The 20,075-nt window shown below is 75.0% G+C and carries 18 protein-coding genes; 1 reads left to right on the top strand and 17 read right to left on the bottom strand.

Features of this window, described 5'->3' with window-relative positions:
- Positions 1 to 60: 60 nt before the first annotated feature.
- The 5 genes from rplS to rpsP all read right to left on the bottom strand — a co-directional run bounded on the left by rplS (position 61) and on the right by rpsP (position 2,805).
- Entirely contained in the window at positions 61 to 423 is a 363-nt protein-coding gene (gene rplS, locus CELF_RS07575) for a 50S ribosomal protein L19 (protein ID WP_013770666.1), read from the bottom strand.
- 247 nt (positions 424 to 670) lie between these two features.
- Positions 671 to 1,444, bottom strand: coding sequence for a tRNA (guanosine(37)-N1)-methyltransferase TrmD (gene trmD, locus CELF_RS07570; RefSeq protein ID WP_013770665.1), 774 nt, complete (start codon positions 1,442 to 1,444; stop codon positions 671 to 673).
- A 1-nt stretch (position 1,445) separates the two neighbouring features.
- On the bottom strand, positions 1,446 to 2,000 hold the full coding sequence (gene rimM, locus CELF_RS07565; RefSeq protein WP_013770664.1) for a ribosome maturation factor RimM: 555 nt from the start codon (positions 1,998 to 2,000) through the stop codon (positions 1,446 to 1,448).
- Positions 2,001 to 2,137: 137 nt separating this feature from the next.
- Positions 2,138 to 2,377, bottom strand: a complete 240-nt coding sequence (locus tag CELF_RS07560; RefSeq protein ID WP_013770663.1) for an RNA-binding protein — start codon at positions 2,375 to 2,377, stop codon at positions 2,138 to 2,140.
- Positions 2,377 to 2,805: a 30S ribosomal protein S16 gene (rpsP, locus tag CELF_RS07555; protein WP_013770662.1), complete on the bottom strand. Its 429-nt coding sequence runs from the start codon at positions 2,803 to 2,805 to the stop codon at positions 2,377 to 2,379. Before rpsP ends, CELF_RS07560 begins: the two co-directional genes overlap by 1 nt.
- Before the next feature lie 230 nt (positions 2,806 to 3,035).
- On the opposite strand from rpsP, the gene CELF_RS07550 reads away from it, so the two are divergent.
- Entirely contained in the window at positions 3,036 to 4,628 is a 1,593-nt protein-coding gene (locus CELF_RS07550) for a peptidase M16 family protein (protein ID WP_013770661.1), read from the top strand.
- Positions 4,629 to 4,710: 82 nt separating this feature from the next.
- Here the strand turns inward: CELF_RS07550 and CELF_RS07545 are convergent, their stop codons facing one another.
- From CELF_RS07545 to CELF_RS20795, 12 genes are all read right to left on the bottom strand, one after another.
- Positions 4,711 to 5,808, bottom strand: coding sequence for an amidohydrolase family protein (locus CELF_RS07545; protein WP_013770660.1), 1,098 nt, complete (start codon positions 5,806 to 5,808; stop codon positions 4,711 to 4,713).
- A gap of 7 nt (positions 5,809 to 5,815) precedes the next feature.
- A complete protein-coding gene (gene ffh / locus CELF_RS07540) occupies positions 5,816 to 7,423 on the bottom strand; it encodes a signal recognition particle protein (protein ID WP_013770659.1) in 1,608 nt (535 codons plus the stop codon).
- Positions 7,424 to 7,447: 24 nt separating this feature from the next.
- Positions 7,448 to 9,244 carry a [protein-PII] uridylyltransferase gene (locus tag CELF_RS07535; protein ID WP_013770658.1) on the bottom strand — a complete coding sequence of 599 codons (1,797 nt, stop codon included), beginning with the start codon at positions 9,242 to 9,244 and terminating at the stop codon, positions 7,448 to 7,450.
- A 22-nt stretch (positions 9,245 to 9,266) separates the two neighbouring features.
- Positions 9,267 to 9,608 carry a P-II family nitrogen regulator gene (locus CELF_RS07530; RefSeq protein WP_013770657.1) on the bottom strand — a complete coding sequence of 114 codons (342 nt, stop codon included), beginning with the start codon at positions 9,606 to 9,608 and terminating at the stop codon, positions 9,267 to 9,269.
- On the bottom strand, positions 9,608 to 10,915 hold the full coding sequence (locus tag CELF_RS07525) for an ammonium transporter (RefSeq protein WP_013770656.1): 1,308 nt from the start codon (positions 10,913 to 10,915) through the stop codon (positions 9,608 to 9,610). Before CELF_RS07525 ends, CELF_RS07530 begins: the two co-directional genes overlap by 1 nt.
- 205 nt (positions 10,916 to 11,120) lie before the next feature.
- Positions 11,121 to 12,341 (bottom strand): signal recognition particle-docking protein FtsY, encoded by a 1,221-nt coding sequence (gene ftsY, locus CELF_RS07520; RefSeq protein ID WP_013770655.1) that lies wholly within the window; start codon positions 12,339 to 12,341, stop codon positions 11,121 to 11,123.
- Between the two features lie 90 nt (positions 12,342 to 12,431).
- Positions 12,432 to 12,773, bottom strand: a complete 342-nt coding sequence (locus CELF_RS07515) for a hypothetical protein (RefSeq protein WP_041553370.1) — start codon at positions 12,771 to 12,773, stop codon at positions 12,432 to 12,434.
- An 83-nt stretch (positions 12,774 to 12,856) separates the two neighbouring features.
- Positions 12,857 to 16,417, bottom strand: a complete 3,561-nt coding sequence (smc, locus tag CELF_RS07510) for a chromosome segregation protein SMC (RefSeq protein ID WP_013770653.1) — start codon at positions 16,415 to 16,417, stop codon at positions 12,857 to 12,859.
- Between the two features lie 92 nt (positions 16,418 to 16,509).
- Entirely contained in the window at positions 16,510 to 16,935 is a 426-nt protein-coding gene (gene ndk / locus CELF_RS07505; protein ID WP_013770652.1) for a nucleoside-diphosphate kinase, read from the bottom strand.
- A gap of 96 nt (positions 16,936 to 17,031) precedes the next feature.
- Positions 17,032 to 17,433 (bottom strand): DUF4233 domain-containing protein, encoded by a 402-nt coding sequence (locus CELF_RS07500; protein WP_013770651.1) that lies wholly within the window; start codon positions 17,431 to 17,433, stop codon positions 17,032 to 17,034.
- 9 nt (positions 17,434 to 17,442) lie between these two features.
- Entirely contained in the window at positions 17,443 to 19,164 is a 1,722-nt protein-coding gene (locus CELF_RS07495; RefSeq protein ID WP_013770650.1) for an MDR family MFS transporter, read from the bottom strand.
- A 141-nt stretch (positions 19,165 to 19,305) separates the two neighbouring features.
- Positions 19,306 to 20,049: a TetR/AcrR family transcriptional regulator gene (locus CELF_RS20795; protein WP_179944481.1), complete on the bottom strand. Its 744-nt coding sequence runs from the start codon at positions 20,047 to 20,049 to the stop codon at positions 19,306 to 19,308.
- Positions 20,050 to 20,075 lie beyond the last annotated feature (26 nt).

Below are 20,075 nucleotides of genomic sequence, written 5' to 3'. Positions count from 1 at the left end.
GACGCCGACGGGCGGCCACCCCGGAGGGTGACCGCCCGTCGGTCGGGAGCGTCGAAGGACTCAGCCCTTCGCCGGCGCGTTGTCGCGCTTCTCCTTGATCTTGGCCTTCTTGCCGCGCAGGGCCCGCAGGTAGTACAGCTTCGCCCGGCGGACGTCACCGCGGGTGACGACCTCGATGGACTCGAGCGACGGGGAGTGCACGGGGAACGTGCGCTCGACACCCACCTGGAAGCTGATCTTGCGGACCGTGAAGGTCTCGCGGACGCCGCTGCCCTGGCGGGCGATGACGACACCCTGGAACGCCTGGACGCGCGAGCGGTTGCCCTCGACGACCTTGACGTTGACCTTGACGGTGTCACCGGGGCGGAAGTCCGGGACGTCGCTGCGCAGCGAGGCTGCGTCGAGCTGGTCGAGCGTGTGCATGTGTGCCACTTCCCCGCCCTGCCACAGGTCAGGAACGTCGTCGTGGCGCTCCGGCCGCGCTGCGGCGGGCGCCTGCGATGGTCTGGTCAGGTGCGACCGGGCGTCGAGCGATCGACGTGGTCCCGGTTGGTCGTGGGCCGTCTCCCCTGTGGCAGAGACGCGACCGGCGCGCACCAGCGGACAAGTCTGCCACACGGCGCACGGACCGGCGTAATCGCGCACGCCGGGGGGCCGGCCGTCGCGGTGGTCAGCCGCCGCTGCCGTCCGGGCCGGGCTCCCACCCGGCGTCGGCGAGCGTGGCCCGGTCGTGCGCGTCGAGCTCCGCGGGGTCCAGCGCGGCGAGCATGTCGGGACGACGGCGCGCCGTCCGCAGGAGCGCCTGGTCGCGTCGCCACCGCGCGATGCGGGCGTGGTGACCGGAGAGCAGCACCTCGGGCACGTCGAGGTCCGCCCAGGTCGGCGGCTTGGTGTAGACCGGGTACTCGAGCAGGCCGGCCGCCCCGTGCGACTCCTCGACGAGCGACTCCGGGTTACCGACCACGCCGGGCAGCAGCCGCGCGACGGCCTCGACCAGCACGAGCGCCGCGACCTCGCCTCCGTTGAGGACGTAGTCGCCGATCGAGAACTCGCTGACCCGCACGCCCGGCCGGGTCGCGAAGTGCTCGGCGACCCGCGCGTCGATGCCCTCGTACCGCCCGCAGGCGACGACGAGGTGCTGCTCGGTCGCGAGCGCCTCGGCGGTGCGCTGCGTGAGCGGGGCGCCCGAGGGCGTCGGCAGCAGCAGGTGCGCGCCGTCGTCGAGCACGTCGTCGAGCGCGCGGCCCCACACGTCGGGCCGCATGACCATGCCCGCTCCCCCGCCGAACGGGGTGTCGTCGACCGTGCGGTGGCGGTCCGTGGTCCAGTCCCGCAGGTCGTGCACGCGCAGGTCGAGCAGCCCCGCCGCGCGCGCCTTGCCGACGAGGGACAGGTCGAGCGGCGCGAGGTAGTCGGGGAAGATCGAGACGACGTCGACGCGCACGTCAGGCCTCGGTCCCGCGGGTCTCGTCGGACACGACGAGGTTCTCCGCGTCGGACGCGAGCAGCCCGCCCGGCGGGTCGAGCACGACGCGCCCCCCGCGCACGTCCACCGTGGGGACGATCGCGCGGACGAACGGCACGAGGGTCCGTGTGCCGTCGGGCTCCCGGACGACGAGGACGTCGTGCGCGGGAGCGTGCTCGAGGCCGACGACCTCGCCGAGCACCCGTCCGTCGACGTGCTCCGCGCGCAGGCCGGCGAGCTCGTGCGGGTACCACGCGTCGTCGTCGGCGTCCGCGTCCTCGTCGACCTCGACCACGAGCGTGGTCCCCGTCAGCGCCTCGGCGGCGGTCCGGTCGGAGGCCTCGGCGAACGTCACGTACCAGCGCCCCTGCTGGACCCGTGTGCGCATGACGGTGAGCGGTCCGGACCCGGCCGGCTCGGTCTGCAGCACGGCACCGACGGCGAGGCGCTCCTGCGGCGCGTCGGTGCGCAGGTCGAGTGCGACCTCGCCGCGCAGCCCGTGCGCGCGGCCGATGCGCGCGACGTTCAGCAGCATGGGGATCCTCCGGAGGACGACGACCGGGGGTTACGGCCCGGTCGGGCAGGTGGGGGGACGGCGCAGGCCCGGTCCCCAGGCTAGGGGACCGGGCCTGCGTGGAGCCGATCGCGCGGGGCGGGCCCGCGGCGGTCAGGTCAGCGGCGGTCGACGTCGACGACGTCCACCCGCACCGCCCCGTCCGAGGACAGCGCCCCGACGACGGTGCGCAGCGCGCGGGCGGTGCGACCGCCCCGGCCGATGACGCGACCCAGGTCGTCCGGGTGGACCCGGACCTCGAGGAGCTCGCCGCGCCGCAGCGACGACGAGCTGACGCGCACGTCGTCCGGGTGGTCGACGATCCCGCGCACCAGGTGCTCGAGCGCGTCGGCGAGCATCAGGCCTGCTCGTCCTCGGCGGCGGGCGTCTCCGCCGGCGTCTCCTCGGCGGCGGACTTCTTCTCCGACGCCTTCGCCTTGACCTTCTCGGCGTCGGCGGCGGCGGCCTCGACAGCGGCCTTCGGGTCGACCTTCTCGCCCTTGGTCCGCAGGGTGCCCTCGGCACCCGGCAGGCCCTTGAACTTCTGCCAGTCGCCCGTGATCTTCAGGAGCGCGAGGACCTGCTCGGTCGGCTGCGCGCCGACGCCCAGCCAGTACTGCGCACGCTCCGAGCTGACCTCGATGAACGAGGGCTCCTCGGTCGGGTGGTACTTGCCGATCTCCTCGATGACGCGGCCGTCACGCTTGGTGCGCGAGTCGGCGACGACGATGCGGTAGTACGGCGCACGGATCTTGCCGAGACGCTTGAGACGGATCTTGGTGGCCACGGTGTGGTCTTCTCCCGGTGTCTGCTGGTGTGGCCTCGCCGCGCTGCCCGTGGGGAGGGCGCGCCGGTCCGGCCGAGGACACGACGGGCGCAGGTAGAGGGGCTGCAGCCGTCGGGTACAGCCGACCATTGTGCCAGACGGCGCAACGTGCACCCAAACGTGTGCCGCCCGCGCCCGCGTCGAGCCTAGGGTTCGCTCCACGCACTGGCCCCGACGACGGAGCAGCCCTCATGACGACCACCGACCAGGACGGCATCGTCCGCACGACCCGCTCGGCCGACGGCGTGCCCGTCCTGTGGACCCCCGTCCCCGGCGACACCTTCGGCGGGCTCGTCGTCGGCGTCGGCGCACGCGACGTCACGCCGGCCACGACCGGGATCCACCACCTCGTCGAGCACCTCGTCATGGCCCGGGTCGGTCCGGTCGTCGTCGAGCACAACGCGGAGTCGTCGCTCGACAGCCTCGTCTTCTGGGCGTCAGGGCGCACCGACGCCGTCGTCGGCTTCCTCGGGCGCGTGGGAGCCGCGATCGCCGCGCTCGGCGACGTGACCGACGAGGAGGTCGACCTGCAGCGCGCGACGATCCGCCGCGAGCTCGGGCTGCCCGGGATGTACGCCGCCGCAGGCCCCCTGTCGGCACGGTTCGGCGCAGCCGGGCTCGGGCTCGCCGACGTCGAGCACGCTGCGCTGCCGGCGATCACCGCGGCCGACGTGCACGCGTTCGCGGCGCGGTGGATGGTCGCCGGGAACGCGCGCGTCGTCCTGACGACCGAGCCGCCGCAGGATCTCGCGGTGGGCATGCCGCTCGGCGACGCGCCCGCGCGGCCCGCTCACCCGGCCCCCGTCGACGGGCCCCTGCCCGGTCTCGTCGTCACGCCCGCGGGCCGGGGCGCGTCGCTGTCGTTCCTCGTCGGCGGCACGCCCGCCGCGCGCATGGTGACGGGGACGCTCGTCGAGGAGGTGCTGACGCGCCGCCTGCGGCACGCCGACGGTGCGGTGTACAGCGTCGCGCTCGCGTCGTGGTGGGTCGACGCGACGACCTCCGCGTGGGTCGTCGGCATGGACCCCGAGGAGCAGCGGGCGGGGCGCGTCCTGCTCGACGCGTACCGCACGCTGCTCGGGGTCGCCGCGGACGGCCCCGACGACGACGTGCTGGCGCACGCGCGCGCCGTGCTGCTGGAGCAGATGGGGTCCGTCGACGGCCACCGCGGCCTGCTGGCCCTCAACGCCGAGGCGGACCTGCGCGGTGTGCCGCGGCCCCCCGACCTGGCCACCGAGGTCGCGGACGCCGCCGCGGTCACGCGCGAGCAGGTCCGCGCGCTGCTCGAGGACGCGCTCGCGCGCGTGATCCTCGTCGTGCCGGCGGACGGGTTCGACGACGAGACGGCCACGGCGTTCGAGGACCTCGGCGTCACGTACCGCCACATGTACCCGGCCTTCGAGGGCAGCCCGCGCGAGCTCATGCGCAACCTCATGTCGGGCGGCACGGCGACACGGGGCTTGCTCTCCGCGGCGCTGTCCGAGGCCGGCTCGGTCCACCCCGGACGGTTCTTCGGCCCGCGGCGCGGGGAGGAGATCTGGCTGGGCCCGCGCCAGCTCGCCCTGCCGTCGCTCGCCGCGCACGTCACGGTGGAGGACGTCGTGCTGGCCGGGGAGGACGACGACGGCGACGTCGAGCTGGTCACCCGCACGGGCGGCACGGTGCTGCTGAACCCCGCGCACTTCCGCCGTGCCGCCACGCCGTGGGCGCGCTTCATGTCCGCGCTGCCGCCGGAGGTCGTCCGGCACAAGCGGGGGGTGGGCGTCGGCCGCGAACGCGCCTGAGCGCGCGTCGCGGCCGTCCCTGCGCCTGCTGGCGGGACCGCTCCCGCCGCGGGGGTCCCCGTGTCGCGGCCGCCGGGTCGCGTCAGCGGACGCGCGTGCCGCGCAGCACGACCGCGCGCGGGTCGGCGAGCACGCGGACGTCGCGGCGGGGGTCGGCGGCGTAGACCACGACATCGGCGGACGCACCCTCGTCGAGCACCTCGGCGCCGAGCCAGGCGCGCGTGCGCCAGCTCGCGGCCGCGACGACGTCGTGGTCCGGGATGCCGGCGCGGACCAGCTCCGCCGCCTCCTGCGCGACGAGCCCGTGGCCGAGCGTCCCGCCCGCGTCGGTACCGACCAGGACCCGCACGCCGGCGTCGTGCAGGTCGCGCACGTGCGCGTACCGCCTCTCCCCCATCGCGCGCATGCGGGCGGCGAAGCGCGGGTAGCGTGCCTCGCCCTGCGCCGCGATCTCCTCGAAGCGGGCGACCTGCAGGAGCGTCGCGGTGACGGGGATGCCGGCCGCCGCGATGCGCTCGACGTGCTCCGGCGTCGCGCCGGTCGCGTGCTCGAGGCAGTCCACGCCGGCGTCGAGCAGGTCGTCGAGCGCCTCGGTCGCGAAGGTGTGCGCCGTGACGCGGGCGCCCGCGGCGTGCGCGGCGGCGACCGCCTCGTGCAGCACGTCGCGCGGCCACAGCGGGCGCAGGTCGCCGTCGGGGCCCAGGTCACGGTCGATCCAGTCGGCGACGAGCTTGACCCAGCCGTCGCCGCGCGCGGCCTCCTCGCGGACGGCACCGGGCAGGTCGTCGACCGACGCGAGCTCGCGGCCGTAGTGCCGCAGGTAGCGCCGGGGGCGGGCGAGGTGCCGTCCCGAGCGGATCAGGCGGGGCAGGTCGTCGCGGTCGTGCACCCAGCCGGTGTCGGCGGGCGAGCCCGCGTCGCGGACGAGCAGGACCCCGGAGTCGCGGTCGGCGAGCGCCTGCTTCTCGGCGGTCCCGTCGTCGACGGGCCCGTCGGCCGCGAGGCCGATGTGGCAGTGCACGTCGACCAGCCCGGGCAGCACCCAGCCGTCGAGCGTGGCCGTCACGCGAGCCGCCGGCCGCGTGAACGTCAGGCGGCCGCCGACGACCCAGGCCTCACCCGCCTCGCGGTCGTCGTCGAGCACGACCGTCCCGCGCACGTGCAGGACCCCGCCCGTCATGGTCGCGTCAGCGCCCGAGGAAGCGGTCCAGCCCGCCCGGCAGCTGCAGGCTCGACGGGTCCACGTCGGGCTGCGCGGGCTGCTGGCCGCCGAGCCCGAACGCCGAGCCCGCGGGCGCGGCCGGGGCGCCGACCGACCGGTCCGCGGCGGCGCGCTCCTGCGCCGCGCGCTTCGCGGGGTTGCCCGACTTGCCCTTGACCTTGCGCGCCGGGGCCGCGGTGCGGCCGCGTGACTTCTTGCCGCCCATCCCGGGCAGGTTCCCCATGCCCGGCATGCCCGACATGCCGCCCCCCTTGGCCATCTGGCGCATGACCTTCTGCGCGCCGTCGAACCGCTCGACGAGCTGGTTGATGTCGGTGGGCGTGGTGCCCGAGCCGCGCGCGATGCGGGCGCGGCGCGAGCCGTTGATGATCTTGGGGTTCTGCCGCTCGGCGGGTGTCATCGAGCGGATGATCGCCTCGATGCGGTCGACCTCGCGCTCGTCGAAGTTGTCGAGCGCCTCCCGCATCTGCCCCATGCCGGGGAGCATCCCGAACATGTTCTTCAGCGGGCCCATCTTGCGCAGCTGCTGCATCTGCACGAGGAAGTCCTCGAGCGTGAAGTCCTCGCCGCTGACGAGCTTGCCGGCCATCTTCTCGGCCTGCTCGGCGTCGAACGCCTTCTCGGCCTGCTCGATGAGGGTGAGCACGTCACCCATGTCGAGGATGCGCGAGGCCATGCGGTCGGGGTGGAAGACCTCGAAGTCGGTGAGCTTCTCGCCCGTCGACGCGAACAGGATCGGGCGGCCCGTGACGGACGCGACCGACAGCGCCGCACCACCACGCGCGTCGCCGTCGAGCTTCGACAGGACGACGCCCGTGAAGCCGACCCCGTCCGCGAAGGCCTGCGCGGTGGCGACCGCGTCCTGGCCGATCATCGCGTCGATGACGAACAGGACCTCGTCGGGCTCGACCGCGTCACGGATGTCGGACGCCTGCTGCATGAGCTCGGCGTCGACACCCAGCCGGCCGGCCGTGTCGACGATGAGGACGTCGTGCTGGCGGGTGCGCGCGGTCTCGAGGCCCTGGCGGGCGACGGCGACGGGGTCCGCACCGGCCGGCAGGTAGTCGTCGGCGCCCTGGTTGCCGGGGTGCGGCGCGTACACGGGGACCCCCGCACGCTCCCCCACGACCTGCAGCTGCGTGACGGCGTTGGGGCGCTGCAGGTCCGCGGCGACGAGCAGCGGCGTGTGGCCCTGGTTCTTCAGGTGCAGCGCGAGCTTGCCGGCCAGCGTCGTCTTGCCGGCACCCTGCAGCCCTGCGAGCAGGATGACGGTCGGCGGGCGCTTGGCCATCGCGAGCGGGCGGTTCTGCCCGCCGAGGATCGCCACGAGCTCGTCGTTGACGATCTTGACGACCTGCTGCGCCGGGTTCAGCGCCTGCGACACCTCGGCGGACAGCGCACGCTCGCGCACCGCCCCGGTGAAGGAGCGCACGACCGGCACGGCGACGTCGGCGTCGAGCAGCGCCCGGCGGATCTCGCGCACCGTGGCGTCGATGTCCGCCTCGGACAGACGGCCCTTGGTGCGCAGGTTCTTGAAGGTCGACGTCAGTCGGTCGGACAGGGTGGCGAACACCGGGCGGTCCTCACGCTTCGGGGGTCACGGACGTCCCAGGGTACCCGCCAGCACCCGTCCGGCCCGCGCGACGAGGTCGTCGACGAGCGTGCCGCGCCACGCGCTCCACGCGGCCGGACCGGCGGCCGAGGCGTCGGCCTCGGTCAGCGCACGCAGCACGGCGAGCAGGTCCGCCCGGTGGTCGACCGCGTCGAGCAGGCGCGCGACGGTCGCCGGGTCCTCCGGGTCCTCCGTCGTCGCGAGCTCGACGAGGGTGAGATGCTCCCGCACGAGCCGCGCGACGTCGGCCGCGACCTGCTCGTCGAAGCCCATGCGCGTGACGATCGGGCCCGCCAGGCGTGCGCCCTCGACCGAGTGGTCACCCGCGCCCGCGCGCTTGCCGATGTCGTGCAGCAGCGCGGCGAGCAGGAGCGTGTCGCCGAGCGCGACGTCCTTGCGGTCGCGGCCCGCCCGGGCGACGGTCTCGACGAGGTGCCGGTCCACCGTGTGGCGGTGCACGGGCGAGCGTTGCGGCCGGTTGCGCACGCCCGCCCACTCGGGGATCCACGTGGTGACGACGCCCGCGAGGTCGAGCGCCTCCCAGATCGGCACCTGCGCGTGCTCGGAGCCGAGCAGCTGCAGGAGGGCGGAGCGGGCCGCGCGCGGCCACGGGGTCGGCAGCGGCGGCGTCGCGGTGAGGCTCGCGACCGTCACGGGCGAGAGGGTCAGGCCCGTGCGCGCCGCCGTCGCGGCGGCCCGCAGGGACAGCAGCGGGTCGTCGGCAGGGCGCGCGTCGACCGCCAGCACGATCTCGCCGTCGTGCTCGACGAGGTCCTCGGCGATGGGGCGCAGGCGGGGCGCGGCCCGCCGGCCACGCACCAGGACGGGCCTGCGAGCAGGCCGCTGCAGGGCCTGCCGGGCGTTGCGAGCCGTGGTGTCCAGCGCGTAGGAGATGACGCGCCCGGCCTCAGCGATGCTCGCGAGCAGGTCGTCGCGGTCGTCGAAGCCGACGAGCGACGCGACCTCGTCCTGGTCGGCGAGCAGCAGCCGGTTGGTGTGCCGCCGGGTCGCGACCTGCACCGCGTCGCGCACGTCGAGCAGGTGCGCGTACGCGTGGTCGACGGCGCCGTGCGGGCGGTCCGTGAGCCACGTCGCGGCGAGCGCGCTCAGCACGACCGCGTCGCGGATCCCACCGCGGGCCTCCTTGAGCTCGGGCTCGATGCGGTAGGCGAGCTCGCCGTGCTGGTCGGCGCGCTGCCGGGTCGAGGCGAGCAGCTCGGGCAGCCGCCGCCGCGCCGCCGACCGCCAGTCCTCGAGCAGCGCCGAGCGGGCGCGCGCGATCACGACCGCGTCCCCGGCGACGGGCTGCAGGTCGAGCAGGCCGACCGCCGCCGGCAGGTCCTTCGAGGCGACCTGGCGGCACTGCGCGAGCGAACGGACCGAGTGGTCGAGGTCCAGCCCCGCGTCCCAGATCGGGTACCAGAGCCGCTGCGCGAGCTCGGCGAGCTGCTCGGGCGAGTGCCCGCGGCCCTCGTGCACGAGAAGCAGGTCGAGGTCGCTGACCGGGCTGGCGTCGCCGCGGCCGATGCTGCCGACGGCGCCCAGGGCGATGCCGTTGACGTCCTGCCCGTCGGTGGCCTCGCGCCAGAGCTCGGCGAGGCGGTGGCGGACGAGGTCGACGACGGCGGCGCGGCGTGCCACGCCGTCGGAGGAAGGGCCGGAGAGGCGGGCCGCGAGGTCGAGCCGCTCGACGCGGAGGTCCCGCACCCCGACGGGGGGGTGCGGGACCTCCGGCGACCCGTGCTCGGCCGCGCCCCCCGCGGGCGGCCGGTCGTTCGTCATGCGCTGCGCGGGACCGTCCTGCTCAGAGGGCGTCGTCGCCGTGCTCGCCGGTGCGGACGCGAGCCACGTCCTCGACCGGCACGACCCAGACCTTGCCGTCGCCGATCTTGCCGGTCTGCGCCGCGCGCACGATCACCTCGGTGACGCTCGCGGTGTCCGCGTCGGCGACCAGCACGTCGATCTTGACCTTGGGCACGAGGTCCACGGTGTACTCCGCGCCCCGGTAGACCTCGGTGTGCCCGCGCTGCCGGCCGTAGCCGCTCGCCTCGCTCACCGTGAGCCCGCGGACGCCCGCGGCCTCGAGGGCCGACTTCACGTCGTCCAGCCTGTGCGGCTGGATGACCGCCGTCACCAGCTTCGTCATCACTTCACCTCCGTCACGACACGGGCGCCAGCGCCCAGGGACTCGTACGCCGTCTCACCGTGCGTCGTCAGGTCGAGGCCGGTGACCTCGTCCTCCTCCGTCGCCCGCAGGCCGATCGTGGCCTTGAGGACCAGGGCGATGACGAGCGTCGCCAGACCGCTGAACACGACCGCGCACAGCGCCACCACGACCTGCGTCGCGAGCTGGCCGACGCCACCACCGTAGAACAGGCCGTTCGCGGCGCCCTCGGGGTACCACGTGGCGTTCTCGTTCGTCGCGAACAGGCCGATGAGCACCGTGCCGACGAGACCGCCGACGAGGTGGACGCCGACGACGTCGAGCGAGTCGTCGTAGCCGAACCGGTACTTCAGCCCCACCGCGAGGGCGCACAGGACGCCGGCGACGAGACCGATCGCGATCGCGCCCCACGTGTCGACCGCCGCGGCGGCCGGGGTGATGGCGACGAGGCCCGCGACGACGCCGGACGCGGCGCCGAGGGACGTGGCGTGCCCGTCGCGGACCTTCTCCGTGCCGAGCCAGGCGAGCATCGCGACGGCCGTCGCGACCGTGGTGTTGAGCCACGCGCGGCCGGCGGTGGCGTCGGCGGCGAACTCCGAGCCCGCGTTGAAGCCGAACCAGCCGAACCACAGCAGGGCCGCGCCGAGCATGACGAACGGCAGGTTGTGCGGGCGCATCGGCTCGCGGCCGAAGCCGCGGCGCTTGCCCGTCACGACGGCCAGCACGAGGCCCGCGACACCGGCGTTGATGTGGACGACCGTGCCACCGGCGAAGTCGATCGGGAGGGGCAGCGCGCCGTCGAGGAAGTAGCCGCCGCCGAGCAGGCCGCCGCCCCAGACCATGTGCGCGAGGGGGATGTAGACGACGGTCACCCAGACCGCCGCGAACACGAGCCACGTGCCGAACTTGAAGCGGTCGGCGATCGCCCCCGAGATCAGCGCGACCGTGATGACGGCGAACGTCAGCTGGTAGCCGGCCGCGACCAGGAACGGCACGCCGGTGGCGGCCATGAGGCTCTGGTCGTCGGTCGCCCCCTGCAGGCCGAAGAAGTCCGTCGGGTTCCCGATGAAGCCGCCGATGTCGGTGCCGAACGTCGCCGAGTAGCCGTACAGCACCCAGATGAGCGAGACGATGCCGAGGGCACCGAAGCTCATCATCATCATGTTGAGCACGCTCTTGCCGCGCACCATGCCGCCGTAGAAGAACGCCAGGGCCGGCGTCATCAGCAGCACGAGGGACGCGGCGAGGAGGATGAACGCCGTGTTCCCGCTGTCCAGTTCGAATTCCATCGAGTCGCCTCTCCCGTTCCCAGCCGGGGCTGGCTGGTCGGGTACCAAGGTCGAGCAGGACCGTTTCGGCGATGCGCTGGCGGTGTTACAGCGGTGTGACAACGCTCACCCGCGCGTAAACGTTCGGTTTCGGGGTGGGCGGACGTCCAGCACGTCCGGATCGTCCGGGGCGTGAGAGGGCGCGTCCCACGCCCCGGACGGCGGGTCAGCCCTGCAGGATCCCGTCGACGAACGCCTCGGGGTCGAACGGCGCGAGGTCGTCCGGGCCCTCACCCAGACCGACGAGCTTGACGGGCACGCCGAGCTCGCGCTGCACGGCCACGACGATGCCGCCCTTCGCGGTGCCGTCCAGCTTCGTCAGGACGATGCCCGTGACGCCTGCGACCTCCGCGAAGACGCGGGCCTGGTTGAGCCCGTTCTGGCCCGTGGTCGCATCGAGGACGAGCAGGACCTCGGACAGCGGCGCCTCGCGCGTCAGGACGCGCGTGATCTTGCCCAGCTCGTCCATGAGCCCTGCCTTGTTCTGCAGCCGGCCCGCGGTGTCGACGAGCACGACGTCGACGCCCTCGGCGCGGCCCGTGCGGACCGCGTCGAACGCGACCGACGCCGGGTCGGCGCCGTCCCGGTCGGACCGCACGGTGCGCACGCCGACGCGCGAGCCCCACGTCTCGAGCTGGTCGGCGGCCGCGGCGCGGAAGGTGTCCGCAGCGCCGAGCACGACGCTGCGCCCCTCCGCGACGAGCACGCGGGCGAGCTTGCCGACCGTCGTCGTCTTGCCCGTCCCGTTGACGCCGACGACGAGCACGACCGCGGGCACGGTCGCGCCGTCCGGCGTCGTCGTCGGGGCGGTGCCGAGCGTGCGGTCGAGCGACGGGTCGACGATCGCGAGCAGCTGGTCGCGCAGGACGGCGCGCACCTGACCCGGCTCGCGCAGCCCCTCGACGCGCACACGGGTGCGCAGCGCGTCGACGATCTCGGTGGTCGGGCCGGCGCCGACGTCGGCGAGGAGCAGCGTCTCCTCGAGCTCGTCCCAGTCGTCCTCGGTGAGGTGGTCGCGCGACAGGACCTGCAGCAGCCGGGTGCCGAGCGGCGAGCCGGACCGCGACAGCCGGTCGCGCAGGCGGGTCAGGCGACCAGCGACCGGCGCGGGCACCTCGAGGACGGGCGGCTCCTCGAGCTCGGCGACGTCGTCGGGGGCGCGCTCCGGCGCGGTCGTGCCGGTGGGCGAGCCCGGGCGGGCGTCGGCCGGGGCCTCGGGCGCGGCGGGCGGTGCGGGGGCGCCGGCCGGCGGGGCGGCGGGGGGCTTGGTGTCGGTCGTCCCCGTCCGGGACGAGCCGCGACGGCGCAGGAGCACCGTGCCGAGCGTCACGACGGCGACGGTCGGCAGCCCGACGGCGAGCAGGGTGTTGAGGAGGTCCTGGTCCACGTGGACAGTCTGTCTGCCGGGCGCCCCTCGACGCGAACCGGTCGCGGGCCGTCAGGCGGTGCGCCCGGACCGCGAACCGGTCCGAAGCCGTCAGGCCCCGCGCTGCTGACGCGGCAGCGCCGAGCCGGCACGCCGGGCGGCGCGCTCGAGCGCCGCGCTGAGGTCGTCGACCTGCAGGTACGCGTCCCCCTGCTCGACGTTCGCGCTCAGGAGCTCCTGCAGCGAGACGTCGACCGGGTCCGCCGAGGCCGCGACGGCAGCGGCACGCTGCGCGGGGTCGGGGTGACGCCGTGCGCGCCACCCGTCCCGGAACGTTCGCCAGGGGCCGCCCCGGCTGTCACCGCGCGCGTCGGCGGCCGCCTCGGCACCCGCCAGCACGAGCACGGCGGCGGCGACGACGAGCGACACGACGATCCCGATGAGCACGACCACGCTCCCAGTCTCGGCCGCGCCCCGTCGTCCGTCGCGCCGCCTCACCCGTGTGGCGGGCAAGCCGCACACAATCTCCACACCTGTCAGGCGGGGACGTCCTCGCGCATCCGCTGGCTCACGACGGTCGTCACGCCGTCGCCGCGCATCGTCACGCCGTAGAGCGCGTCGGCGATCTCCATCGTGCGCTTCTGGTGCGTCACGACGATGAGCTGGGAGTCCTCCTGCAGCTCGCGGAAGATGTCGAGCAGCCGCCCCAGGTTCGCGTCGTCGAGCGCCGCCTCCACCTCGTCCATGACGTAGAACGGGCTGGGCCGGGCCTTGAAGATCGCGACGAGCAGCGCGACGGCCGTCAGGGAGCGCTCGCCGCCCGACAGCAGCGACAGGCGCTTGACCTTCTTGCCGGCGGGGCGCGCCTCGACCTCGATCCCCGTGGTCAGCATGTCGTCCGGGTCGGTGAGGACCAGGCGGCCCTCGCCGCCCGGGAACAGGCGCGGGAACACGACGTCGAACGCCGCGGCCGTGTCGCGGTACGCCTCGGCGAACACCTGCTCGACGCGCTCGTCGATCTCACGGACGATCTCCAGCAGGTCGGCGCGCGACTTCTTCAGGTCGGCGAGCTGCTCGGTGAGGAAGCGGTGGCGCTCCTCGAGGGCCGCGAACTCCTCCAGCGCGAGCGGGTTGACGCGGCCGAGCTGGGACAGGGCGCGCTCGGCGGCCCGCAGCCGCTTCTCCTGCTGCTCGCGGACGAACGGCACGGCGGTCGGCGCGCCCGGGTCCGGCTCGGTGCCGGGCGGCAGGACGACGGGCACGTCGCGGTGCGGCCCGAACTCGTCGAGCAGGACCTGCGGGTCGAGGCCGAGCTCCTCGACGGACCGCGCCTGCAGCTGCTCGACGCGCAGCCGCTGCTGGGTGCGGGCGACCTCGTCACGGTGCGCCGCGTCGGTCAGCCGGGCCAGCTCGGCCGCGAGCTCCTCGACGCGTGCGCGTGTCGCGGACAGGTGCTGCTCGCGCTCGGCCCGCGCCGTCTCGGCGGCCTCGCGCTCGGCGGTCGCCCGGCGCAGGGAGTCGTCGAGCGCGGTGAGCGCGTGCGCGGCGCCGGCACCGACCGCCGCGGCGGCCGCGGACTGCCGGGCCCGGACCTGCTCCCGCTCGGCCGCGCGCCGCCGCGCGACGCGCTCCGACTCGGCGGCCCGCTCCAGCGACGCCGCGCGGCCGGACATCGCGCGGGCGCGCTCCTCACCCGTGCGCAGCGTGAGCCGCGCCTCGGTCTCGCGTGCGCGCGCGTCCGTGGCCAGGCCCGCGAGGCGGTCGCGACGCGCGGTGACCTCGGCGATCGCGGCCTCGGTGTCGGCGGGCTCCTGCTCGGCGGCGGCGAGCCGCTCGGTGAGCTCGGCGAGCTCGGCGGCGTCCGCCTCGAGCGTCGTGGACGCGGCGGTCAGCGTCGCCTGCGCACGGTCGGCCTCGGCGCGTGCGGCCCGCACGGCGGACGCCAGGTGGCCGAGCTGCTCGGCGACCGCGGCGAGCGCGGCGTCGGACTCGTGCAGGCGCTCGAGCGTGCGGTCGTGCGCGTCGCGGGCCTCCTGCTCCGCACGCGTCGCGCCGGCGATCTCGAACCGCAGCCGCTCCGCGGTCGCGGTCGCCTCCGCCGCACCGGCCCGGGCCTGCTCGAGCGCCGTCTGCAGGTGCAGCGCGCTGGGCGCCGTCGCTGAGCCGCCCGAGGCGCGCGTGCGCGACAGGAGGTCACCGGCGCGCGTCGCGACGACGAGGTGCGGGTGCTGCGCGACCAGCGCGCGGGCCGCGGCGAGGTCGTCGACGACGACGACGTCGGCGAGCAGCGCGCGCACGGTGTCCTGCACGTGGGCCGGGGCGCGCACGAGGTCGACGGCGCGGTCCACGCCCGGCGGCAGGTCGACGTCGGCGGCGGGGGGCGCGCCCGCGACGAGCAGCGACGCTCGCCCGGCGTCCTCGGTGCGCAGGTGGCGCAGCGCGTCGACGGCGGCGTCGACGGACTCGACCGCGACGCCGTCGGCGACCGCACCGAGCGCGGCGACCACGGCTTCCTCGTCGCGTGGTTCCACGGCGAGCAGCGCGGCGACCGACCCGAGCGTCCCGGTCAGGGTCTCGGCGGCGAGCAGGGCCCCGGCGCCGTCCTTGCGGTCCAGGCTGAGCTCCAGCGTCTCGGCCCGGGCGACGAGCGTGCCGTGCTCGCGCTCGGCGTCCGCGAGCTGCGCGCGCAGCACGGCGAGGTGCTCGGTCGCGGCGTCGAGCGCCTCGACCGCGGCCTCGTGCGCCGCGTCCAGGCCCTCCTCACCCGCCTCGACGCCCGCGACCTCGGACTCGAGCGCGACGAACTCCTCGCTCGCGGTCGACTCGCGCTCGCGGGCCGCGGCGAGCGTGTCCCGCAGGCGGCCGATCTCGGCCTGCGTGGCCTCGACGCGGCTGCGGCGAGCGGCGACCTGGCCCGCGAGGCGCGCGACGCCCTCACGCCGGTCCGCGGCCCCGCGCAGGACGGTCGCGAGCTCCTTCTCGGCCGCGGTCGCCTGCTGCTCGACCTCCTGGCGCGCGGCGACGGCCGCCTCGAGGGCCGCCCGCCCCTGCTCGACCTCGGTCGCGAGGTCCGCCTCCGCGGCGCGCACGCGCCGCGCCTGGGCGGCGAGGTCGTCCGGGTCCTGACCGCCGGGCCGCTCGGGCGCCGCGCTGCCGAGCAGCCGCACACGGTCGGCCGCGAGCGACGCGGTGCCGCGCAGCCGCTCGCGCAGCGACGACAGGCGGTACCAGACGTCGGTCGCCTCGGTGAGCTGCGGCGTCGCCTCGGCGGCCTCGCGCTCGAGCGCCGCGAGCCGGTCGCGGTGCTGCGCGAGCGCGCCCTCGACCTCGGCGCGCCGGGCGAGCAGCGCGGTCTCGTCGGCGATCTCCTGCTCGAGCGTCGCGGTCAGCTGCGCGAGGTCGTCGGCGAGCAGCCGTGCCCGGGCGTCGCGCAGGTCGGACTGGACGACGGCCGCCTTGCGCGCGACCTCCGCCTGCCGGCCGAGCGGGCCGAGCTGGCGGCGGATCTCCCCCGTGAGGTCGCCGAGGCGCGTCAGGTTGGCCTGCATCGCGTCGAGCTTGCGCAGGGCCTTCTCCTTGCGCTTGCGGTGCTTGAGGACGCCCGCGGCCTCCTCGACGAACCCGCGCCGCTCCTCGGGCGTCGCGCGCAGGACCGCGTCGAGCTGGCCCTGGCCGACGATGACGTGCATCTCGCGGCCCAGGCCGGAGTCGGACAGCAGCTCCTGGATGTCGAGCAGCCGGCAGCCCTGGCCGTTGATGGCGTACTCGGACCCGCCGTTGCGGAACAGGGTCCGCGAGATCGTGACCTCGGTGTACTCGATCGGCAGCGCGCCGTCGGTGTTGTCGATCGTGAGCGCGACCTCGGCCCGGCCGAGCGGCGGCCGGCCGGCGGTGCCGGCGAAGATGACGTCCTCCATCTTGCCGCCGCGCAACGACTTGGCGCCCTGCTCCCCCATGACCCAGGCGAGCGCGTCGACGACGTTCGACTTGCCCGAGCCGTTGGGCCCGACGACGCACGTGACGCCGGGCTCGAAGGTCAGGGTCGTCGCCGACGCGAACGACTTGAACCCCCGCAGGGTGAGGGTCTTGAGGTGCACGCACGCAGCCTAGGACGTGCGAGGCGGGCCGTCGGGGACCCGGGCCGCGTCCGCCGACGGCCCGCCGCCGGTCGTGCTCGCGCGAGGGCGGGTCAGAGCGCCGGGAACCAGAGCCCGATCTCGCGGGCCGCCGACTCCTCGCCGTCGGAGCCGTGGACGAGGTTCTGGATGACCTTGAGGCCCCAGTCGCGGGCGAGGTCGCCGCGGATCGTGCCGGGCGCCGCGACGGTGGGGTCGGTCGCGCCCGCGAGCGAGCGGAAGCCCTCGATCACGCGGTGCCCCTCGACGACCGCGGCGAGCACCGGGCCCGAGCGCATGAAGTCGACGAGCGGCTGCAGGAACGGCTTGCCGGCGTGCTCCGCGTAGTGCTCCGCGAGCAGCGCCTCGTCGGCCTCGCGGAGCTCGACGGCGACGAGCGTGTAGCCCTTCGCCTCGATGCGACGCAGGATCTCCCCCACCAGACCCCGGCGGACGCCGTCGGGCTTGACGAGGACCAGGGTGCGCTGCGTGTCAGTCATGCCGGTCACCCTAGCCGGGGACGTGCGAACGCCCCGCGGCCGGTCCGTGGACGGACGGCGGCCGCGGGGCGTCGCTGCGGTGCGGCGTCGGGACGGTCAGGGACCGACCGCGCCGGGGTGCGCGGCGTCCCACTCGGCGCGCTCGCGGTCGATGCGACCGCCGACGCGCAGAGAGAAGACCCACAGCGCGACGAACACGCCGCCGATGACGAACATCATCGGCACGACGAACCCCCCGGCCAGGACGAGCGCCTGGGCGACCGACCCGGCGACGTAGCCGCCGGGCCGGCCCACCCAGCCGGAGAGCACGAGCAGGAGCACCGCGAGGCCGCCGCCGACGCCCCACACCAGAGCGGGCTCGGCGACGCGCAGCCCGTACGCCACGAGCGTGGCGAACAGGACGACGAAGGCCTCGAGGATCAGCATCGTCTGCGTGAACTGGGGCTTCGCGGGGCGCTTGCGGCGCACCGCCTGCCCCTCGGGGACGCCGGAGCTCATCGCGTCAGGCTACCGGGCACCCACGGCGTCGCCGTCGGGCGTCCGGCCGTCGCGGTCCGCGGTCGCGGACGCTCCGGCGCCGTCCGCGGACAGCTCGTCGACCACGACGGCGCCGTCGAGCGTCGCCGTGACGCCCGCCCGGGCGTCGGGCGCCGCCACGGCCTCCCCGCGCGCGACCATGCCCGCGACGTCGGAGAGCTTGACCTCCTTGAGGAACAGCGCGAGGACGAAGCCGACGACGACGAGCGGGATGAAGTACCAGAACGACGACGACAGGCTGTCGGCGTACGCGTCGATGACGCCCGACTTCAACGGCTCGGGCAGCTGCTGCACGACGTCCGGCGTGAGGCCCGACGCCTCGCCGCCGCCCGCACCCTGCGGGACGCCCGCGAAGACCTCGGTGACCTGCTCCACGAGCCGGCTCGTGAACATCGTCGAGAACACGGCGACACCGACGGCCGCGCCGATCTCGCGGAAGAAGTTGTTCGCCGACGTCGCGGTGCCGAGCTCGTGCGGGTCGACGGCGTTCTGCACGGCCAGGACGATCGTCTGCATGACGAGGCCCATGCCGGCCCCGAGCACGAAGATCATGGCCCCGAACAGCCACATCGACATGTCGCCGGTGATGCGCGTGAGCCACACCATGCCCACGGTCGTGATGGCGAGGCCGGCGACCGGGTAGACCTTGTAGCGGCCCGTCTTGGTGATCGCGACGCCCGAGCCGATCGCGGTGAGCATGACGCCCGCCATCATCGGCAGCAGCAGGTAGCCGGACTGCGTGACGCCGACGCCGGTCGACATCTGCAGGAACGTCGGCAGGAAGGCGAGCGCGGAGAACATGCCCATGCCGAGGATGAAGCCGATGGACGTCGCGATCGTGAAGGTGCGGTTGCGGAACAGGCGCAGCGGCAGCAGCGGGTCGGACGCCTTGAGCTCGGCGAGGACGAACAGCGCGATCGAGAGCAGCGTGCCGCCGACGAGCGCCAGCAGGCCCGGGTCGGACCAGTCGTACCCGCGCTGCCCGCTCCAGCTCTCCCAGCTCGTCGCCAGGACCAGGCCCGACGTGCCGAGGACGACGAGGACGATGCCTGCGACGTCGATGCGGCGGCCCGAACGGTGCGACGGCAGCTTGAGCGCGAACCACGCGACCGCGAACGCCGCGATGCCGACGGGGATGTTGATCCAGAAGCACCAGCGCCAGTCGGCGTGCTCGGTGAACAGGCCGCCGAGGAGCGGGCCGACGACGGCCGCGATGCCGAACAGCGCGCCCATCGGGCCCATGTACTTGCCGCGGTCCTTGGCGGGGACGATGTCGGCGATGATGGCCTGCGACAGGATCATGAGGCCGCCGCCGCCGAGGCCCTGGATGCCGCGGCCGACGACGAGCCAGCCGAACGAGCCGGCGAAGCCCGCCACCGCGGAGCCCGCGGTGAACAGGGCGATCGCGACGAGGAACGGCCAGCGCCGCCCCCAGAGGTCGCCGAACTTGCCGTACAGCGGCATGACGATCGCGATCGCGAGGATGTAGGCGGTGACGACCCAGCCCTGGTGCTCGACGCCGTCGAGCTCGCCCACGATCGTGGGCATCGCGGTGCCGACGATCGACTGGTCGAGCGACGACAGGAACATGCTCGCCATGAGCGCGCCGAAGATCAGCCAGACGGTGCGGGGCGTGAGGACGACGAGCGGCTTGTCGCTCGCTCCCACGTCGGGGACGGTGGCGGTGGCCATGCGGGTTCCTTGCTCTCGGGAGGGCGCACGAGGGTGCTCGGGCGCGGACGTGCGAGCCCGGCCGCGGCGGCGGCGGTCCGGGTGACGGTGGTGGCGGTGGGCGTCTGTCGGTCGGTGGGGTCGGTCGGGTGGCGGTGGTCGTCAGCCGCCGCGCGCGGGGCCGGCGTCGCGAGCGGGGTCGGCGTCGCGCGCGGCGGCCGCGTCACGCGCGGTGGTCGTGTCGTCCGCGAGGAGCGCGCGCAGCTCGCCGAGGACGTCGTGCAGGTGGTCACGGACCTCGCCCGTGCCGCCGCGGGCCTCCCAGCGCACGAACGACGCGTGCGTGAGGAACAGCGCGAGCGACGCGACGGTCTCGGGCGGGTGCACGGGGTCGTCGCCCAGCCGGCGGGCGACGAGCGTCATGAGCAGGCCCTTGTGCTTGTCGAGCCACGCGAGGTGGCGCGCGAGGAGCCGGGGCTCCCGGGCTGCGATCTCCAGCCCCTTGGCCATGCGCGCCCGGGCCGACGGAGCGGCCTCGAGGAGCGAGGCGACGAGGTGCTCGACGTCGGTCAGGAGGTGGCCGGTGGGACCGCCCGCGGCGAACTCGTCCTCGAGCACCGGGTCGATCGGGTACGTCGCGTGGCCGAGGACCGCGTCGTCCTTCGTCTCGAAGTAGTTGAAGAACGTGCGCACGGAGACGCCCGCGGCCTCGCAGATGGCCTCGACGGTCACCGCGTCGAGCCCGTCGCGGTCGACGAGGCGGTGGGTCGCGTCGATGAGCGCGTCACGCCGCGCCCGCTTCTTGCGCTCGCGCAGGCCGAGGGCGCCGACGAGCTCGGCGATCGTCGGCGGCTCCTGGGCCGGCACGCCCTCGGCGACCGCCGGGGTGGACGCGACTTCCTGCATGGTGTGCAACTTTACACCGACTGCAA

Source organism: Cellulomonas fimi ATCC 484 (genome assembly GCF_000212695.1).
Classification (GTDB): Bacteria; Actinomycetota; Actinomycetes; order Actinomycetales; family Cellulomonadaceae; genus Cellulomonas; species Cellulomonas fimi.
This window is presented reverse-complemented; position numbering and strand designations above follow the sequence as displayed.